17 protein-coding genes are annotated in these 19,008 nt (G+C 59.1%); 10 read left to right on the plus strand and 7 right to left on the minus strand.

All coding sequences use genetic code 11. The features are described 5' to 3' along the window. Positions 1–2 precede the first annotated feature (2 nt). On the minus strand, positions 3–1,319 hold the full coding sequence (locus BV034_RS10330; protein WP_050026702.1) for a glutamate--tRNA ligase family protein: 1,317 nt from the start codon (positions 1,317–1,319) through the stop codon (positions 3–5). 92 nt (positions 1,320–1,411) lie between these two features. Between BV034_RS10330 and BV034_RS10335 the strand changes: the two genes are divergently transcribed. After that, positions 1,412–2,878 carry a hypothetical protein gene (locus BV034_RS10335; protein ID WP_050026704.1) on the plus strand — a complete coding sequence of 489 codons (1,467 nt, stop codon included), beginning with the start codon at positions 1,412–1,414 and terminating at the stop codon, positions 2,876–2,878. 34 nt (positions 2,879–2,912) lie between these two features. Here the strand turns inward: BV034_RS10335 and BV034_RS10340 are convergent, their stop codons facing one another. Both BV034_RS10340 and BV034_RS10345 read right to left on the minus strand, forming a co-directional pair. Beyond that, positions 2,913–4,016, minus strand: coding sequence for a hypothetical protein (locus BV034_RS10340; RefSeq protein WP_050026706.1), 1,104 nt, complete (start codon positions 4,014–4,016; stop codon positions 2,913–2,915). A gap of 74 nt (positions 4,017–4,090) precedes the next feature. Further along, complete coding sequence (locus BV034_RS10345) at positions 4,091–4,987, minus strand: hypothetical protein (protein ID WP_050026708.1); 897 nt, start codon at positions 4,985–4,987, stop codon at positions 4,091–4,093. 207 nt (positions 4,988–5,194) lie between these two features. Between BV034_RS10345 and BV034_RS10350 the strand changes: the two genes are divergently transcribed. The 7 genes from BV034_RS10350 to rpsD all read left to right on the plus strand — a co-directional run bounded on the left by BV034_RS10350 (position 5,195) and on the right by rpsD (position 12,015). After that, positions 5,195–6,061, plus strand: a complete 867-nt coding sequence (locus tag BV034_RS10350) for an alpha/beta hydrolase (RefSeq protein WP_050026710.1) — start codon at positions 5,195–5,197, stop codon at positions 6,059–6,061. Between the two features lie 82 nt (positions 6,062–6,143). Further along, complete coding sequence (locus tag BV034_RS10355; protein WP_050026712.1) at positions 6,144–6,728, plus strand: hypothetical protein; 585 nt, start codon at positions 6,144–6,146, stop codon at positions 6,726–6,728. A gap of 91 nt (positions 6,729–6,819) precedes the next feature. After that, complete coding sequence (locus BV034_RS10360) at positions 6,820–9,705, plus strand: insulinase family protein (protein ID WP_050026714.1); 2,886 nt, start codon at positions 6,820–6,822, stop codon at positions 9,703–9,705. 511 nt (positions 9,706–10,216) lie between these two features. After that, on the plus strand, positions 10,217–10,330 hold the full coding sequence (rpmJ, locus tag BV034_RS34665; protein WP_009963702.1) for a 50S ribosomal protein L36: 114 nt from the start codon (positions 10,217–10,219) through the stop codon (positions 10,328–10,330). A gap of 29 nt (positions 10,331–10,359) precedes the next feature. Next, positions 10,360–10,755, plus strand: a complete 396-nt coding sequence (rpsM, locus tag BV034_RS10365) for a 30S ribosomal protein S13 (RefSeq protein ID WP_009963700.1) — start codon at positions 10,360–10,362, stop codon at positions 10,753–10,755. 33 nt (positions 10,756–10,788) lie between these two features. Continuing rightward, positions 10,789–11,370, plus strand: coding sequence for a 30S ribosomal protein S11 (gene rpsK / locus BV034_RS35925; protein WP_050026716.1), 582 nt, complete (start codon positions 10,789–10,791; stop codon positions 11,368–11,370). A gap of 33 nt (positions 11,371–11,403) precedes the next feature. Then, positions 11,404–12,015 (plus strand): 30S ribosomal protein S4, encoded by a 612-nt coding sequence (gene rpsD, locus BV034_RS10375; protein ID WP_009963698.1) that lies wholly within the window; start codon positions 11,404–11,406, stop codon positions 12,013–12,015. Between the two features lie 726 nt (positions 12,016–12,741). On the opposite strand, the gene BV034_RS10380 is transcribed toward rpsD, so the two are convergent. The 3 genes from BV034_RS10380 to BV034_RS10390 all read right to left on the minus strand — a co-directional run bounded on the left by BV034_RS10380 (position 12,742) and on the right by BV034_RS10390 (position 15,561). Beyond that, the gene (locus tag BV034_RS10380; RefSeq protein ID WP_050026717.1) at positions 12,742–13,764 is read right to left on the minus strand and encodes a hypothetical protein; all 1,023 of its coding nucleotides are present in this window, start codon (positions 13,762–13,764) and stop codon (positions 12,742–12,744) included. Between the two features lie 98 nt (positions 13,765–13,862). Next, a complete protein-coding gene (locus BV034_RS10385) occupies positions 13,863–14,330 on the minus strand; it encodes a flavodoxin domain-containing protein (protein WP_050026723.1) in 468 nt (155 codons plus the stop codon). 241 nt (positions 14,331–14,571) lie between these two features. Continuing rightward, entirely contained in the window at positions 14,572–15,561 is a 990-nt protein-coding gene (locus BV034_RS10390; protein WP_050026724.1) for a zinc-dependent alcohol dehydrogenase family protein, read from the minus strand. Positions 15,562–15,648: 87 nt separating this feature from the next. On the opposite strand from BV034_RS10390, the gene BV034_RS10395 reads away from it, so the two are divergent. Next, positions 15,649–16,020 (plus strand): helix-turn-helix domain-containing protein, encoded by a 372-nt coding sequence (locus BV034_RS10395; RefSeq protein WP_081887714.1) that lies wholly within the window; start codon positions 15,649–15,651, stop codon positions 16,018–16,020. 55 nt (positions 16,021–16,075) lie between these two features. Here BV034_RS10395 and BV034_RS10400 read toward each other — a convergent pair whose 3' ends face one another. Beyond that, the gene (locus BV034_RS10400; protein WP_050026726.1) at positions 16,076–16,969 is read right to left on the minus strand and encodes a WYL domain-containing protein; all 894 of its coding nucleotides are present in this window, start codon (positions 16,967–16,969) and stop codon (positions 16,076–16,078) included. Positions 16,970–17,346: 377 nt separating this feature from the next. Between BV034_RS10400 and BV034_RS35930 the strand changes: the two genes are divergently transcribed. Next, positions 17,347–18,978 (plus strand): hypothetical protein, encoded by a 1,632-nt coding sequence (locus tag BV034_RS35930; protein WP_265592845.1) that lies wholly within the window; start codon positions 17,347–17,349, stop codon positions 18,976–18,978. Positions 18,979–19,008: the final 30 nt, after the last annotated feature.

Here is a 19,008-nt window from a genome sequence, read left to right on the forward strand (position 1 = left end):
GATCAAGCGAGAAGGGCGGCCGCGCGGCCGAGTCGGGCGAGAGCCCGCTCCTGGCCGAGCACGACCATCATCACCTTCACATCCGGACCCCGGGTTTGACCACTCAGGGAGAAGCGCAGCAGCGGCATGAGAGCCCCGGCTTTGACGCCTTCCGTGGTGGCGACTTTGGTCACGGCCTCCCCGAGACTGGCTTCAGTCCATTCGCTGGTGGCTTGGAGTCCGGTCTGAAGGGCGGCCAACAGTTTGGGGGCTTGGGCATTGGCCTTCAGCTTGGTCATCACTTCGTCTTCGAACGCGAAGTCTTCGGTAAAGAAGAAGTGGACCCAGGAGGGGAACTCGGAGGCCAGACTCACCTTTTCCTTCACGCTGTTCAAGGTGCGGGCGATGTAAGCCTCGTCGTTGCCTGGATTGATACCGGCTTTTTCCAGCCAGGGGCGGGCATAAGCCACGAGGGCGGCATCGTCCAGCAGGCGCAGATGCTGCTGGTTTACCCAGGTGCACTTGGTCATGTCAAACCGGGCATTGCTGTGATGCACGTCGCTGATGTCGAAAAGTTCGACGGCTTGCTGCGAGGAGAAGGTTTCACCTTCAAGCTTGGGGGTCCAGCCCAGCAGGCACAGGTAGTTGAACACTGCCTGGGGAAGGAAACCGGCCTGCAGATAGCTGTCGATGCTGGCCCCTTCGTCCCGCTTGCTCATCTTCGAACCGCTCGGGTTGAGCAGGAGAGGAATATGGCCATAGACCGGAGCCTTCGCGCCAAAGGCGTTGAAGAGGTCGATGTGTTTCCAAGTGTTGGAGATGTGGTCTTCCCCGCGGATGACATGGGTCATGCCCATTTCGATGTCGTCCACCACATTGCAGAAGTGGAAGATGTAACTGCCGTCCGGGCGGCGCACGGTCATGTCGGGTTCTTCCGTGGGGGCGAAGCGAATGTCTCCGCAAACCATGTCCGGGATGGTGATGGCCTCACGGCTGAATTTGAAGCGGGCGGCTCCGTTCTCTTCAAAGTACACGCGACCGGCTTCTTCCAGTTTCTTGAAGTAGGCGTCGTAAATTCCCTGGCGCTGGCTCTGGAAGTACGGGCCGTAGTCCCCACCTTTCTGAGGGCCTTCATCCCAGTCGATGCCCAGCCAGCTCAGCCCTTCGAAAATGGCGTTCATGGCCGCCTCGGTGTTCCGCGCCTCGTCTGTGTCTTCAATGCGCAGAATGAAGGTGCCGCCGCTTTTCCGGGCGAGCAACCAGTTGAACAAGGCCGTGCGGGCGCCTCCAACGTGGAGGTAGCCAGTGGGTGAGGGGGCGAAGCGAACGCGAATGGACATCCAACGATGTAGAGGGGATTGACGGGCTTCTCAAGCGTCAATCCCCGTGGGCTCAACGAGGTTTGTCGCTTGAGGGGCTTGTATCCCACCGTATGGTCTCCGCCATGAAGAAGAAGGTGCTCATCGCGGGATCGGCTTTCGTCGTCCTCCTCGCCGGACTCGGCGTGGGAGGGTACCAGTGGTTGTTGGGGCGGTTCGACAAGGACGCGGTCATTGCCCAGATGGAGGCCTCCTGGAGCTGTCGTGCCCAGCTCGATTCCACCCAGGTGAAGATCCTCTCCTCACCTGCGAGACTGGAATTGCACGGTCTGAAGCTGGCCCCCAAGGACGATCAGTCGGCCCTGCCCGCCTCGCAACGGCAGGCGCTCTCCCCTGAAAAAGTCCTCCTTTCCACGGAGCTCGCGGTGCTGGAGGTGGAGCTCAAAGACCTGGTGGATGGCAAGATCAATGTCAAAGAACTCCACATCGGTGGAGTGTCTGTGAAGACTGAGGTGGACGAGGACGGAAGAAGCAGCCTGCAGGCTCTCTTCAAGTCGCCGGGAGCGGTGGATGCTCCCAAGGCCCCTGCCACGCCGACAGAGCAAGCCGTTACGGGCGATGCAGGAACAACGACGGCCAAGGGCGTGCAGGTCACGGAATTGAAAACCGAACCCGCCACCAAGCCAGAGGCGACCACCAAGGAAGCGAAACCCAAGAGCGTCTTCCGGGCCAGTGACATGAAGGTGGCGGTGCGAGTGGACGAGGCCAGCCTGGAACGGGGGAGCGTGGAAATCACCAATCAGAAGAATGCCTCGAAGATCCAGCTCAGCGACGTGAACCTGAAGCTCAAGGAGATCGATGTGAATGCGGCAGATCTGGCCGCGCACAATCACTGCGGCTTTGAGCTTGCCGGAGGAATCCGCGTCGAGAACCTGGAGAAGAAACAGCAGGTGGCCGATATCAAGGTGAACTCCAAGGGCACGATGGAGCCCTTTGATGTGAGTACCGGGGAATGGATGCCGGACCTGAATCTGGAGGTGACACTGGCCAAGGGAAGTCTTCTCGGCGGCATGGATCTGGGCGACCAGTTGAAGAAGAAGGATCGCGAGAAGGTCGCTGAGTACGGGCTCAATCTGGAGGGCGTGCTGCTGGGCGGCGCACTCCTGGAAGACGCCTTCGTCAAGGTCCACCAGGTGCGGGGCAAGGTGATCATGAAGGGGGAGACCCGCCTCGTGTTTCCCCAGTATGAGATCATCCTCAATGATGGCAGTTGGGTGAATGCCTCGCAGGACCTTCACAACGTGAAGGCCCGGCTGGTGCTCAATGCAGATCTCACCGCCAAAAAACTGGAGGAGGTGAAGAAGACCCTGTCAGAGAGATTCGGCAAGGACATCACCGAGGCGCTGTTCCCCCTGGCCGTGGGAACGTTGATCGACTCTCAGAACCGCCTCTCCTTGCCCTTCAAGTCCAAAGGGAGCCTGGCAAAACCTGACTTCGGTTTTGACAACATTTTTGGCGACCTGAAGGACATGGTGAAGGACTCGGCGGCCGGGTTCCTGAAGGGATTGCTCGAGAAGTAACCCATGCCGATTCCCAAGGCACTGGTCCGACGTTCTATTCGGCCGGCGCCTTGTGTTCAAAGGTGCCGGAGCTGCCCAGCACAGAGGTGAAGCCGCCTTCGTAGAGCCATTTCCTAGACTCCGCCTTGTTCTTCAAATGAGCATCCCAAAAGGCGGTGGTGCTTTTCGTGATGAGTTTTTGAAAAGCTTCGTCGGCCGCCTCCCGCTCGGGATCCCGCTGCATGCGGCCTGAGAAGATCATGTGATCGCCGTCCTTGAAGATCACCAGGCAGGTGGAGGCGTGTTGCATGCGATCATAGGGAATGCGCCGGTCCGCGGCCATGGTCTCGCCCACCGGGCTGTCGTCGAGGGTCCCGGTCATGTGGAAGACGGGGATGCGGATGTTGTCGAAGGCCTCCTGCGCGACTCTCTGTCCGCCGATGACTGGAGCGCTCATCTGGATCACCGCCTTCACCCGGGCATCCGCCAGGGCCGAGACGCCGCCACGAAATGACTGGCCAGCGATGGCCATGACGGTGAAGCCACCAAAGGAGTGGCCAGCCGCCCCAATGCGGCTCAGATCGAGTCGGCCGTAGAGAGGAGACTTGGGATCCTGGTTCTGCCGGGTCAGTTCATCGATCACGAAAGTCACGTCGGCAGGGCGTGCCAGGGCATTGGCGGGTGTGGCAGCTGCTTTCCTTACTGCCTGCATGCGCTCCGCAGGGCGGGCCTCCCTCCAGACGGCATCGTCACTGCCCAGATGCTGGACATGCACGCTGGCATAGCCAGCCTGAGACCAGTGCTGCCCCAGGTAGGAGTAGCCTTCGCGGGAGCCGCCCAGGCCATGGGAGAAGATGATCACCGGGACGGGTTCTGCCTTGATAGCTGGGCTGGCCGGCGGAAGGTAGATCAAGACCGGTACGGATCGCTGCCGGGAGGCGTCCACCCAGTCCAGCTTTAGAGGCGCGCTGGCAGGGACGGCTGGGGATGCTGTCGGTGCTGCGGGTGCTGTGGCGGGGCGTGGCCGGGGATCCGCCAGCACCTTGGAAGGTTGAAGCAGGCAAAGACTACCAGGGATAAGCAGCGCAGGAAGCAGGGCCCGGTGCAGGAATCGCAGCGAGACCGTCGTGAGATAGGCGGAAGAGGGGAGGGGCTTCATCGGTTACCCCTGCGAAGACGCCCCTGGGTTCTGTCTGGTTACGCCGAATGCTCCAAGTCGTCCTGGAGCATCGATCAAGGGCGCAACGTGAGGCGATTGACGTGAATGATCTGGTTCACAGCTTCCGGTACCGGGTGGGTCTCCGGTTTCCAGCTGTACACCTTGATGGTCGGGCGCGTTTCATTTCCGGTCAGGACCAGGGCATTGATCTGCAGCACGCGCTTTTCTCCCTCCGGGATGGGGAGCTGCTTCACAGACAGCTGCAGAGGGTTTTCACCGTCGCGAAGACCACCGATGATGATGTGCTCCTCCGCATTGTTTTCCACCGTGGCGGCATCGAAGCCATTGACCACCGCCGTGGTCTGGTAGCCGAAGGAGGCGATCTGAAGCACACCGATGCGGTCTGGCACCGGGCAGGCTTTGGGGATGGGGGGCACGACGCCGGTGGGGGCAAACTCAGGCTCGTTGAGAAAGGCTGAGCTGCCGCCGTTCTTGAGCGTGGCCCGGACATCGGGCGCGCTGGCAAGATTGACCAGACGGGTGGTGTCGAATTTCCACCCGGTGCTTTCCAGGATGAATTTCAGGATGAGGAGATTCTCCGGCACTTCAGAGGAGTCCAACAGGCCGATATCGACCTTGCCAAAGTAGGCGAGTTGCCCGGTGACGCCGTTGATGTCCATTTTGAGAAAGCGCAAGGTGGCGGTTTCTGGTGGGCGGACGGGCAGGTCGAAGAGGGCGGCGGGAAAGGCCTGCTTCTGGCTGACGATGAGATTGCGCGTCATCAACTGCCGTGAGGTCGCGGTGGCCTGCTGCCAGGAGGCGAGACTGCGGGTGACCATGGCCTCCCGCCAGCGGGAGTAGGACTGCTCCATCTGCCGGCGGGCAGCAGCGTCCTGCCCCTGGGCTTGGGGGAGGAGAGTGCAGAGGAGCACAACAGCAACGAAGAGGGGGGCTGGCACAAATCGGGTCATTTTCTGGAAGACTAGCAACATTGGCTGACTAACGCAAAACCAAGGATCTTCTGGACAGCGGGAAAGCATCCTTTATGGAGAGAAGGTTTCTTCGGAAATCTGGCAGGCCAAATGCTGTTTATCCACCTTCTCGTCTCGGGTTTGTGTCGGATTCGTAAAAGTATTTGCCGAGCCTGATATTCTCTGGAAGATCGCCGCCTGCTTTTTATGCTGCCTCACGAAGACAGTCTCACCAAACTCCCTCCGATTGATCGCAATCGCGAGCTTTTGAAGACTGCCCGGGAAGAAGTTTACAAGACGGTGGGGGGGCACGATCTGCCTGTTTACTTTTGGGAACCGACGGCCGAGAAGGCTCCTCCGTACCCAAAGAGTGTGATCGCGTTCTTCTTCAGCAGTGGCTGGGACAATGGTCAGGTGAGCCAGTTTGCCCCGCACTGTTTGTACTTCGCCTCCCGTGGCATGACGGCAATGGCTTTTGACTACCGCGTTTCGGCCAAACATGGATCCACTCCGGTGGATTCGATGGCGGATGTGCGCTCTGCGATGCGCTGGCTACGGCTGAATGCCGTGGAGCTGGGCATCAATCCCGGCAAAATTGTCGGGGCAGGCGGAAGCGGTGGTGCCCACATGATCGCTGCTGCGGCCATGGTGCAGGGTTTTGACGAACCCGGCGAGGACGAGAGCATCTCCTGTGCACCCAATGCCCTGGCGCTCTTCAACCCTGTGCTGGACACGTCCAAGAAGGGCTTTGGTCATGACCGGTTCCTTCATCCGGACGACGCCAAGAAGGCCAACCTGATGGCGGCCATTGCGCCCAACCTTCCGCCGACCCTGATTTTCCACGGCACGCACGACCGCGTAGTGCCCTTTGAGATATCAGAGGAGTTCGTCCGCAAAATGAAGAAGAAGAAGAATGTCTGCGAACTCATGGTCTATGAGGGGCAGGGGCATGGCTTCTTCAATTTCAATGTTTCCTTTGACCTCTATCAAGGGACGCTGAATGCGCTGGACGACTTCCTGGTCACCCAGGGGTTCATTGAGCACGATCCCGACATGCAGGTGGATCTGATGTGACCTGGCAGGTGTGAGGCAAACCGGTCCGACAGTGCCAGGCGTATAAAACTCCGCTCCGTCATCGTTTTCTGACACCCCTGCCATGCAATACCCTCTAAGGCTCCGTTTCAAGATCCTGGCGCTCGCGCCGCAGTGCTTTGTAGAAGACGCCTCGGGCGCGGAGGTCTGCTATGTGAAGCAGAAGCTCCTGCGTCTGAAGGAGAAGGTGGAGGTCTTCACCGACTCCTCTCGTCGTGAACTGCTCTGCACTATTTCTGCGGACCGGATGATTGATTTCAGCGCTTCCTACACCTTCCGGACGCCGGATGGCCAGGTGATGGGCGCGGTGCGCCGTCGGGGGCTGAAGTCTCTGTGGCGGGCGTCCTACGAAATTCTGGATGCCAAGGGGCAGCCGACCTTTGAGATCCACGAGGAGAATCCTTTCGCCAAGGTGCTGGATTCCGTACTGGGTGAGATCCCGGTGGTGGGGCTGCTGACGGGATTTTTTGCCCATCCCCGCTATGCGGTTCGTCAGGAAGGGCGGACGTTGTTGCGCATGACCAAGCGGCGCGCCTTCTTTGAGGGGCGCTTTGACGTTGAACAAGTGGAGCCGGTCGCGCCTCAGGACGAGCTGGGAATCGTGCTTTCCCTGCTCATGTTTGTGCTTTTGGAACGTTCTCGTGGCTAACACTTGAGCGTCAGCCTTGTCTGACGATTACGTTCCCGCAGCCATTTCATGGACCTGCCGGTTCAGGCTGGTCTGTATTTCCCGAATCATCATGACGACACGCAAACTCTCTCTGAGTCTCGTGGCGCTGCTCCTTGGTGCAGTGCCGTTTTCACCCCCCCGCCTGTCTGCGGAACCCTGGACGCACGAGGAAAGCGACCTCAAACCTGATGGCAAGGCGGTCTTTGGCCGGCTGGAGAACGGGCTGCGTTATGTCATCTATCCCAACAAGTTCCCGGTGGAGGGGCGTGCGAGCATCCGCCTCTTTGTGGATGCCGGATCCCTGATGGAGGAGGATGACCAGCAGGGGATGGCCCACTTCCTGGAGCACATGGCCTTCAACGGGTCCAAAAACTTCGCGGCTGGCACCATGGTGGAGCGCTTCCAGCGTCTCGGGATGGGCTTTGGTGCCGACACCAATGCCCACACGTCCTTCCGGGAGACGGTGTACAAGCTGGAGCTGCCCAAGGTGGATGAAAAGATGCTCACGGAGGGCCTGCACCTTTTCCGCGATGACCTCGACGGCATGCTGCTGGGTGAGGGTGAAATCGACAAGGAACGTGGCGTCATCCTGAGCGAGAAGCTGGCGCGGGACTCCGTGGAAACCCGGGTGATGGAGGCAGGCTATGAGTTTGCCATGCCGGACTCCCTCCTTCCCAAGCGATTCCCGATTGGCAAGGAAGACACCATCAAGGGCATGAAGCGGCAGCGTTTTGTGGACTTCTACCAGAAGTGGTACACGCCCAAGCGCGCGGTCGTGATCGTCGCCGGCGACGTGGACATCCCGCTCGTGGAAAAGCTGATCAAAGAGAACTTCTCGGATGCCAAGGCCCAGCTGGGAGACTCGCCCGATCAGAGCCTCGGCAAAATCACGGAGGGTCGCGGCCTGGTCGCCAAGCTCCACACGGAGCTTGAGGCCCCTGCCACAGAGATCAGCATTGAGGTGGTGAAGCCCGCTGACAAAGAGGGCGACTCCGTCAGCCGTCGTCGCGAGAAGATGATCCGCAATCTGGCGGATGGTATGGTCAACCAGCGCTTGTCTGAACTGGCAAAGAAGGAGAACTCCCCGGTGATCGAAGCCGAGGCCTACAACTTCGACATGTTCAAGTTTGTCGCCAACAGCGGCGTGTACGCCAAGTGCAAGCCGGAGAACTGGCAGCCAGCGCTGAACCTCGCCGAGCAGGAGCTTCGCCGCGCCTTGCAGCATGGCTTCGCCACCGCGGAGTTTGCCGAGGCCAAGGCCACGTATCTGAAGGGCATCCGTCTGCGTGCTGAGGGCAAGGACACTCGCAAAAACGCCGAGCTGGCCGATGGCTTCGTTCGTGCCCTCGGATCGGAACTGGTCTTCACCGACCCGGAAGATGACCTGAAGCGCGTTGAGAAGGAACTGGCGACCGTCACGGCGGAGGACTGCCTGACCTCCCTCCGCGATGCTTGGAAGGGGAATGACATCCAGATCTTTATCGGTGGGAATCTGAACCTCGACAACGCTGCGGAGACCATCTTGGCGGCCTACAAGGCGAGCGCAGCGAAGCCCGTAACGGCACCAGCTCAGGGGGCAGAGGCGGTCTTTGCGTACTCAAACTTTGGTGAAGCAGGGAAAGTGGTGACCCGCAATGAGGTGAAGGACTTGGAAATCACCCAGGTGGTCTTTGCCAACCAGGTGCGGTTGAACCTGAAGAAGACCGACTTTGAGAAGAACAGCATCCGGGTGGCGGTGAACTTCGGTGGCGGCAAGCTCGATGCACCGGCTGACAAGCCCGGCCTCGTGCCCTATGCGCAGAGTGTCTTCCGTCAGGGGGGGCTGGAAAAGCACAGCATGGACGACCTGCGGCGCATCTTCGCCAGCAAGACGGTTTCCACGGAGTTCGCCATCGGGGATGACACCTTCACCCTTGCGGGCAAGACCAATCCCCAGGATCTGGACGCCCAGCTGCAACTGCTGTGTGCGACCCTCTCCGCTCCGGGGTACCGCGAAGAGGCAGATCGCCAGTTCAAGATGAACCTCGAGGCCGTCTATCAGGAACTGCAGCACACCGCCGAAGGGGTGATGCAGGACAAAGTGGTGGGCTTCATCCACAGCGATGACTTCCGGTTTGTCTTCCCGCCCCGGGAGGAAATGGGACGTCGGAGCCTGACGGAGCTCAAGGCATGGCTCACGCCGACGCTTAAGGACTCGTACATGGAGATCACCGTACTGGGTGACATTGATGTCGAGAAGACCATCGAACTGGTGGCGGCCACATTCGGCACTCTGCCCAAGCGTGCCGACAAGCGCCCCAACTATGATGAGGCCCGCAAGATGACCTTCCCGGCGGATCCCCGCACGAAGGACATCAAGTTCACCACAGAGATCCCACGCGCCTACGCGCTGGCCTACTGGCCTACGGATGACATGCTGGATGTCAAGCGCACCCGCCGTCTGATCCTGCTGGGGCAGATCCTGGATGACCGCCTGCGTCTCAAGATCCGTGAAGAACTGGGGGAAACCTACAGCCCGACCAGCTACCATGTGGCCAGCGACACGTTCCCAGGATACGGGTACATGACCGCCATGGCCACCCTGAAGCCGGAACAGGTGGAGCAGGTGAAGCCCATGTTCCTGGAGATTGCCGAAGGCATCATCAAGGAGGGGATCTCTGATGACGAGTTCCAGCGTGCGCGTGAGCCTCAACTCCAGCAGTTGGTGCAGATGCGTCGGGACAATCGCTACTGGCTTACCCGGGTACTGCCCAATTGCCAGTCACAACCCTACCGTCTGGAATGGTGCCGCTCCCTCGTGGACGACTTCACAGGCATCAAGAAGGAGGAGCTCAATGAGCTGGCCAAGACTTACCTCGGAGGTGCCAAGAGCATCACCATCGGATTGCTGCCTGAGCTGGAGAAAGCCCCTGAGGGCTCCGGCAAGGCCGCCGCAGCCGGATCGGTGAGCAAGTAGGTCGGCGATTGAGTCGCCACAAAATTTGGGTCTTTTGTTGGATCCCGTCTCCCATCTGGGAGACGGGATTTTTTGTGCCGGAGGGGCCAGAGGGGGAGGGAGCGCGGGGCGCGTAGAGATAGTGCAGAGATGGAAGGCAGAAGGCCCTTTTGCACTCCCCCAGCAGCCCTACGTGACTGGCGGACTGAGGGGCCCGGGCGACCGGACTGAGGTCGAAATTCTGACTGTCCCGTCGCCAACTGGAAAGAGGTGCGTGAACTGCATTTAGGTGCGGGTGCCGGGGCAAAACAAAGATCCAGATCCGCTGTAACTTGTTCTAAATTCGGCTAAAATGCGGGCCCTCACCTGCTGTGAATTTGAGGTATTTAACGCACGTTAACCATCGCATTTACACGGCGAAATCGGTCAATAAAAGCAAAATCCTGCTTGCACGCGTTGATTCTCATGCTAGACATGCCGACTCCCCGCCCCGCTAACACTTGGTGCGGGACTGTTTTCACCACCCCTCAACATGCGAGTCCGTCCCTCCGTCAAACGCCTTTGTGAGTCTTGCCGTGTCATTCGGCGCAAGGGCACCGTGCGCGTTGTCTGCAAGAACCCGCGGCACAAGCAGCGGCAAGGTTAATTTCATTCACTGACACAACACGTACGAATATGGCACGTTTGCTTGGAGTAGAAATCCCTAACGAGAAGCGCATCGAAGCATCGCTTCCTTACATTTATGGCATTGGTCCCTCTCTGACGAGGAAGATCCTTGCTGAAACTGGTATCGACCCGAACATCCGTGCGGGCGAACTTTCTGACGAACAGCTTGCTGAGATCAGCCGCATCGTTGCCGCTAAGGGCATTGTGGTGGAAGGCGACCTTCGTCGTGAGTTGGGTGCGCACATGAAGCGCCTGACGAGCATCAACTGCTACCGCGCCACCCGCCACCGTCGTGGGCTTCCGGTTCGTGGTCAGCGCACCAAGACCAACTCCCGCACCCGTAAGGGCAAGCGCAAGACCGTGGGCATCCAGCGTAACCCGAATGCCAAGTCCGGCAAGGTGTAACCCTCGGGCTGATCTCAAATTTCATTGCATACCATGTCCGAAGAAAATGTGACACCCGCAGAGCCCGCTGTTGAGCCTGTGACCCCCGCACCCGCCGCTCCTGAAGCTGCGGCTCCCGTTGCAGCGACAGCAGCCGCAGCACCGACTGCAGCCGCCGCTCCTGCTGAGAAGGAGAAGGAAAAGCCGAAGACCATCAATGATGTCTTCCTGAGCCTCGAAGGCGGTGCTCCTGAAGCGCCCAAGATCATCAAGGCCAAGGGCAGCAAGAACGTCTCCAGCGGCATTGTTCACGTCACCGCGACGTTCAACAACACGCAGGTGTCCGTCACCGACCGCAATGGCAACCTTATTGGTTGGTCCAGCTCCGGCAAGATGGGCTTCAAAGGTTCCCGCAAAGGCACGGCTTACGCCGGCCAGGTGGTTTCCCAAGACGCCTGCCGTCAGGCCATGGGTCACGGTCTTCGTGAAGTGGAAGTGCGCCTCAAGGGACCTGGCTCCGGCCGTGAGTCCGCTGTGCGTGCCGTCCAGGCTCTGAACATTGAAATCACCGTCATCAAAGACGTGACCCCGGTGCCGCACAACGGTTGCCGTCCTCCCAAGGCGCGCCGCGTCTAAACTCAGCCCGTTGCTGCACCCACTTTATCCGTCATGGCTCGTTACACTGGTCCCAAAGAAAAAATCGCCCGCCGTTTTGGCGTGGCCCTCTTCGGCCCTTCCAAGGCCCTTGAGTTGCGCAACTTCCCGCCTGGTCAGCACGGCGCGCGCAACACCCGCCGCAAGCTCTCCGACTACGGCATCGCTCTTGCTGAGAAGCAGAAGCTTCGCCACACCTACGGCGTTCTTGAGAAGCAGTTCCGCCGCTTCTTCGCCGAAGCCTCCCGCCGTAAAGGCGTGACCGGTACCATCCTTCTTCAGATGCTCGAGCAGCGTCTGGACAACGTGGTGTACCGCATGGGCTTCGCCAACAGCCGCTTCGCCGCCCGTCAGATGGTGGGTCATGGTCACGTGACCGTGAATGGCAAGCGCTGCAACATCGCAAGCGCGCAGATCAAGGCTGGCGATGTCGTCGCCGTGAAGAGCACCGCTCGCTCCCAGCAGCTGGCCAACCGTTTCCTCGATCTCACCCAGGGCGTGAATTCCCCGGACTGGATGACCGTGGATCGCGACAAGCTCACGGGCACCGTCAACCGCTCCCCCGAGCGTGAAGAAATCGACGTGTTCGTCAACGAGCAGCTGGTGGTGGAACTCTACTCCCGCTAGTCGATTTGAGTTCGAGAGAACTCACTTCCTCCCTTTCAAAGAAGCACGGCCTCACCGCCGTGCTTTTTTGTTTTGTGGGGGGGGCGTTCCTCCTGACCGCGTTTTCACAAACGCAGCTACGAATACTGCTGCGCCGCAGATCAATCGTGGCTGCATTGGTGACAATGCGGAGGGCCCAAGCGGCCATGTGGTGTGCAGAAGGTCACAATTCGTCCAAGCCACCCGCTCCTGACCGCGTTTTTACAAACGCAGCTACAAATACCGCTGTGCCGCAGAACAGTCGTAGCTGCATGGGTAACAATGCGGGTGGTCCAAGTGGCCGTGTGGTGTGCAGCAGATCTCGATTCGTCCAAGCCACCCACTCCTGACCGCGTTTTCACAAACGCAGCTACAAATACCGTTGCGCCGCAGATCAGTCGTGGCTGCATTGGTGACAATGCGGGTGGTCCAAGTGGCCGTGTGGCGTGCAGAAGGTCACGATTCGTCCAAGCCACCCGCTCCTGACCGCGTTTTCACAAACGCAGCTACAAATACCGCTGCGCCGCAGATCAGTCGTGGCTGCATTGGTGACAATGCGGAGGGCCCAAGCGGCCATGTGGTGTGCGTGCACAAGCTCGCGCCTCGGCAAAGCCCGCCTCTTCAGGATCCTTACACCTTCGTGCCTTTGTGCCTTCGTGTGAGAATCCTACATTCCTCGAACTCGCGGACGATTCCTCTCCACCGCGCCTACATTTGGCGATGACTCTTCAACACAGAGTTCCAGGCGTGCACCTGGATGTCGCTGGCCTCTTGCGCCGGCGTGAGCGTGCTGCAGAGCAGGCCATCGTCATCGTAGATCTCGAGCGTCAGCCGGGATTGAATGGGCCAGGAGCTATGACGGGTGGCCCAGGCCTCCCAGGGTTCGCGGTTGTGCCGCAGCGTGAGCTGGGAAAAGGGGCTGAAGAACGTCTGCCCGGCTTCGCAGGGATGCCAGTGCGTGGGAGTGAAGGGGGCGGGCAGAAAGACGCCCTGATTGTTCACGGCGCAGCGCAAGGGGATGCTCTGGGCGGTGGCAATCTCCAGGGCGCGCATGACGACCATGCCCTGGCAGTCCCAGGCCAGATCGGCACCCACGAGGGGGAGGGCTTCCCGGCGCTTGAAGCGGGACAACCCGGGAAGATGGTCGTCTGGTCGGGAGCGGGCGGCGTCGCGCCAGAGGCGGCGTACGAGCTCGGCATCTGCCGCCTTTGCAGCCGGCTTGCAGCCTGAGCAGAGGGGCTCTTCCGGTTCCACGCCGGAATCAAAAGGCACGGCATGCTTCTTTATGAGCCGGTCGAACGCGTCCAGATCAGAGAAGTTCGTGAGCATGAGCTTGAGGCAGCCCCGGCCCTGGCGATCAAAGAACTGGATGCTGGCGGTTTGCTGGTGACCGTGATCATCCACCACGGCGATGGCGGAGGCGAGGTGGTGCCACTTGATCTCTGCGGCCGACTCCAGATCGTAGAGACATCCGGTTCCGGGAAATAAAGTGAAATCCGGGCGCTCCCAGGTATCTGCCAGGCTGATCGGGCCAGAGGCGGCGGCTCCCAGCACGACGTGCAGATGCCGCACCATCTCGAACAACCGCACCCACTGGAGGCGCAGGCCCACGTAAGTGGTGCTGCCGTCTTCGCTGGCCAGGCACAAGTTGCCCTGGGTATGTTGCAGGTCGAAGGTGCCAGCGGGAAAGCTGTAGGCCACACGGCCGCTGCGCTCAGCCTCAGAATCCATGGTCGGAAGTCCGGTTGGAAGGAAATAGGAAGGCATACCAGAACAGACGGAGTGCCTGTCCAGGCATGCGGGCTTGTTTCGTCCGGGGTTCCTCGCGCCTAGGCGGCGAGTGCCTGTTGGGGCTCAGCGAGAGCTTTGAAAACACCGGCGATCCAGCTGTCGCAGGGATCGTCGTAGTCGGTGTCACACTCGACCAGCGGATGGAACCGGGTGCCGCCAACGGCTTCCAGGGCGGCATCGTAGTCTTTGCCGCACTTGCAGAACTGGTCGTAGGACGTATCGCCAAGTGCGAGAACGGAGAAACGAAGTTCTGGCAGGGACAGGCGCTGCTTGGTCACCACCGCCTCAAAGAAGTCTTCGGTGCCATCTGGCGGCTCGCCATCACCGTAGGTGCTCACCACCAGGAGGGCGGTCTTGTGCTCAGTGAGCACTTCCGGGTGCGCATCCAGCATGCTCTCCAGCCTCACATCGAAACCCAGTGCCCGGGCCTGTTTGGCGGCCTTCTCAGCGCAGTATTCAGAGTTCCCAGTGACGGTGCCGTAGAGGATGAGGATACGTTCAGACATGATAAGCGGACAGAGGTGGTTGAACCGTTCTCGCTTAGCGCAAGATGGAATGGTCTGCTTGCCCGCAAATGCCATGGCCTGTCCCATCGTTGGTGGGTGGGCCTGGTCTCCAGACCCACCTCGGAGGCCCACTCGATGGAGCGCTCCCGCTGAATGAGACCAAGGGTGACGGATCGCCCTGGTCCCATCAGCGGGTTGATCAAGCTGTCATCCGTCTGCGTTGATCAGGGTGCCTCTACGGTCAGACGGTGACCACGACCTTGCCGATCTGCACGTTGCTCTCCAGATAGCGGTGGGCTTCCACGATCTGATCAAACGGGAAGAGCTTCGCAATCTGGGGGCGGAGAGCTCCCGAGGTTAGGCCGTCCAGGACGAACTCTTTGGCCTTGGCAAGCTTCGCGTCATCCGGTGCGATCTCAAACAGGACGTATCCGCGAATGGTCAGGCTTTTGCCGAGCACCTCGATCAGCGGCAGCGGCGTTGGATCCGGGCTGAGCGCTCCATAGATGAAGATGATGCCGCGTTCGGCCGTGGCTTGCGCCAACTTCGTGAAAGTTTGACCTCCTACGGGGTCGAAGACGACGCGAGCTCCTTTTCCATCCGTGATGCGCTGGACTTCGGCGACCAAGTCCTGTTCTTCGGTGGCAATCACGTGAGCCGCGCCAGCTTTCTTCAATTCCTCAGCCTTTGCCGAGGTGCGAGTGAGGGCCACGGGCACGGCTCCCACGCTCAGCGCCACCTGGATGGCGGCCAGGCCGACGCTGCTGGACGCGGCGGGCACCAGGACGACATCCCCTTTGCCGAGCTGTGCGATGTCGATGAGCGCACCCCAGACGGTGACGTAGGCCATCCACACTGCCGCCGCCTCATTCCAGCTCAGGCTTGCAGGGTGTTTGACGACGGCCCGGGTGGGGGCCAACACGAGTTCACCGTAGAGGCCATAGTCGTGCAGGTTGAAGGCGGGGATGACACTGACGGCATCGCCAGGGGCGAAGTCTGTCACATCCGGGCCCACGGACTCCACGATGCCCGCAGCCTCGTAGCCGAGCTGGGCGGGGAACTTGGGTTCGATGAGGTAAGCGCCGGAGCGATACATGCTCTCCGCCCGGTTCAAGCCGATGGCCTTGACCTGGATGCGGACTTCACCGGCTTTCGGTTCAGGGACCGCGACGTCTTCGATTTTGAGGACTTCGGGGCCGCCAGTTTCGTGGAATAGGACTTTGCGTGACATGGGCAAAGTCATCGCCGATGCTTCCCAAACGCGCAATACACCATCTTTGGCACATACTGAACAAAAGTATACTACCCCCGAGGAGCCATGAAACTCGACAACTACGACAAGGTGCCGGGCTGCACGATGTACGCGGCCCTCAATCTCATCAGCGGCAAATGGAAGGGGGTGATCCTCTACTATCTGCTCCAGAGCGGCACGCTGCGGTTTAACGCGCTGAACCGCAAACTGGAGAACTGCTCCCAGCGTCTGCTCATCAAACAGCTCCGCGAGCTTGAGGAAGACGGACTGGTCAGTCGCACCGTCTATGCGGTCGTGCCGCCCCGGGTTGACTACTCAATCACTGAGGAAGGTCGCACCTTGGAACCCATCTTGATGGCTCTGAGAGACTGGGGGCACGGCTGGCTGAAGCGGAGGAATCTCACCGCGCGAGACGACCATTTTGTGCTTCCCAAGTAGATCTGAAATCGCTCTCTTGAGGGTAGCTGCTCTATCAGTGTGCCTTCAGTGTCTGTCAGTTGTTCTGCTCTGGCTCCTTGTCATGCAGCACCAAGAATGGAGCAGGCTTCTTCCCATTTTGGGCAGGGAGTCGAAGGTGGGCCAGCGTGTACTCCAGCATGGCTTGACGCACTTGCAGGCTCATTCTCCCGGATTTGAGATCGTAGTCCGCCTTCACGGCCTCCTGCTGTTCCTTGGAGAGAGCCGGATTCGGCATCAGGTCCAGCGTGAGCCATGTATGCCACTCGGCATCCGGCTCCAGTCGTCCCGCCGGCAGGGTGGGCCACTCGGTTTCCTTGATCCGGCCCAGCACAAAGTCGCGGTAGGCCTTGTTTTCCTCGCACCAGGCGCGGACATGCCAGCGGTAGCCGTCATGGGCAAAGGCGTGAGGAGTGATCCAGCGCCAGCCAGGCCGGCGCTGAGTGAGCGAGAGGTAGTGGATCCGCACCCGCAGTTCCTGCAGGGTGGCCAGAAAGATGGAGCGATGCACGGCCGGCAGCGCAGTCCGTTGGGGCAGGCCCACTCCTGCCACCCGCATCCCGGCGTGGCTTGTGGGTTCAGAGGCTGGGGATTCGAGTGCTCCTCCCGCTAGGGACCCGCCCCATCCACCAGCGCCTCCCGGCGAGGCAGGTTCGAGGAACTGGCCGAGCGCTTCCTCAAGCTGAGGCTGGTGCAGCACGCATTTCATCGTTGGCGTGCCTTCGTAGCGTTTGCGTTTCAGGCTGTAGGTGAGCGCCGTGGGATTGAGCTCCAGGTACTTTTGGAGATCCGCCGAAGCCTGTGCCTGGGAGACGCCATACACCTGCTGCAGGTCATTCCGGTTCACCATGCCCCGCCACCACGCGCTGCGCTCGATGAATCGGAGCCGCTCCAGAGCGGCCCATTGGGAAGGGTTGGTGTTGTTACCCATCGTGTTAAACGATTGACAAGTTAAACTGTGCGGAATAAAAGAGCACGACACACGACCTCTTTTACGAGGGAGTGGAGATAGTTTACATGTCTTAATTAATGTTGGCAACGGGTGTCTTTGGTCCCTGCGTCAGTGCAAATGGGGATTCCTATGAGTGAGCTGTCATACCTCTCTGATCGCCGAGGCAGTAAAACTGCAATCGTGCGGCCAGTTCCCGAGAACAGCTGCTCTCCGCGCATTCTCAAGTGCAGCCCATTTTGTAATAGAGGCGCGAGATCACCTGGATTTTTTGATTGACTCAATCAGTTATTTTGACCGATAAATTTGTTAAACTGATTTCGTTTACCTGCAAAATCTGAGCTTCATTCAAACGCGGCATGTCAGCGATCCCCCATTTCAAACCCAATGTTGCCGGGGTTGACATCGATCATGTGAACTCCGTGTGCTCGCAAGCTTTGGAGGATATTTTTGGTGGCAGTCCCATTTTCACCAACCACCTACTTCGAATCTTCTTTGACCTGGAGTTTGTGGAGAAATCCACCCAGTTAGTCAGTGCTGCCCATGCTATTTTTGGCGAGGTACATTTCCGTCCTACGAATCAATTCATCATCCATGGTCGCCCGAATTTCTCCAGCGGGTCATTCTTCCGTTGTGACGATGGAGTTGGTCACCTCGGAGAGGGTAATTGCGATCAACCAAATGGGCGCGGATTTCGTCCTCATCGAGCCACTGGAGATCGGATTGGCTCCGGGAACGATGGACCTGCATATGAGCGTCGATGGTCGCAGTCGTCAGTGGAGCGTGCTTTTGCCTTTCGGTGCAGAGATTGGGACCGAGCGCGTCGCGATTACGAGAGTTGGTCGGTAGTAGCTTGGGCATGCGGCGAGAGATTCGGTCGAATGACCCAGTGCCGTGAGCTAACGGCTCAGGTTGACCATGTATCGAGTTTCGCAGTTCTAATCATCGATAGAATAGTTTCTGGTGCTGCCTCGAAGAGTGAGGAGATTTTCAAATCCTCCGCGCCCCACTCCAGACAATTCGGCAGCTTTTCCAATCGAGATCAGTCCCTTTTCATAGTAAAAAACGGCGAGGTCAGCTTTAACGACGGCGTCAACTTCAGATGCTGGAACTCCCAAGATCTCCACAATGTCCTCTGGGAAATCAATAGAAAGGGTCATTTCCTGCCAAGTATGGCAGCAACCCCAGTTCCTCGCAACTCCTTCAATGGGGCCGCGCTTTCGCAAGTGCGGATTTGCGACCGATGTGGTCGACTGAAGTGGCTTAATCGCAGCTTCAACGTAGCCTCGTTAACCCATAAGGGCGAGGGGAGGGATGGTTGCGAAGAACTGGGGAGCAAATCAGATTTCGTCTTCCTCCCGAAGGATCTTTTCAATCACCTCCAATGTAAGACGATTCCCTTTGTCGCGAAGTTGATAAAGAAGTGGTTTAACGGCGGCTATAACGCCAAGTTTTTTGCAACGGGTCAGTATACGCGCTGTGGCGATTTCCTCAACGTCCATTTTGTTCGCGAATCTCCTCGCAAGGCGGTCGTCCGTGAAGCAGCAGCCGCCCTGGGCATATGCCAGGGAAATCGCTTGGATCTCTCCCTCCCCAAGTCTAGTGGAATTGCCTTTGAGCAAAGGGATCGGATCCGTCCAGGCCAGCAGCCATTCAGCCTTGGCATATTCTTGCTGAGCTTGCCGAGCATCCTCCCAATTTGGGCCGTCATCTACGAACTCCTTGATTACCTTCGGGGCGAGCCAAACCTGCGGGAAAACGTGCTTAAGCAGGTCAAGGCGACGAATGGAAGAAAGCGCCACGATGCCAGAGGTGTCCCCAGAGATAAACATGGCGAAAATAAGAAGGGAAAATTCATGTTTGTCAACAGTGATATGAAAGAGGCAGGATTTTGGTTCCTAGGTCGACGGAAGTCACTTATTCGCATAACAGAATTCACTGAAATGAAACTTGCGGGCTGTATGCAATCGCGTTCAGTTCAACTGACATAACCTAATCTCAAAAGAGAATCATACAAAATG

The organism is Verrucomicrobium sp. BvORR034 (assembly GCF_000739635.1).
Taxonomy (GTDB): domain Bacteria; phylum Verrucomicrobiota; class Verrucomicrobiia; order Verrucomicrobiales; family Verrucomicrobiaceae; genus Verrucomicrobium.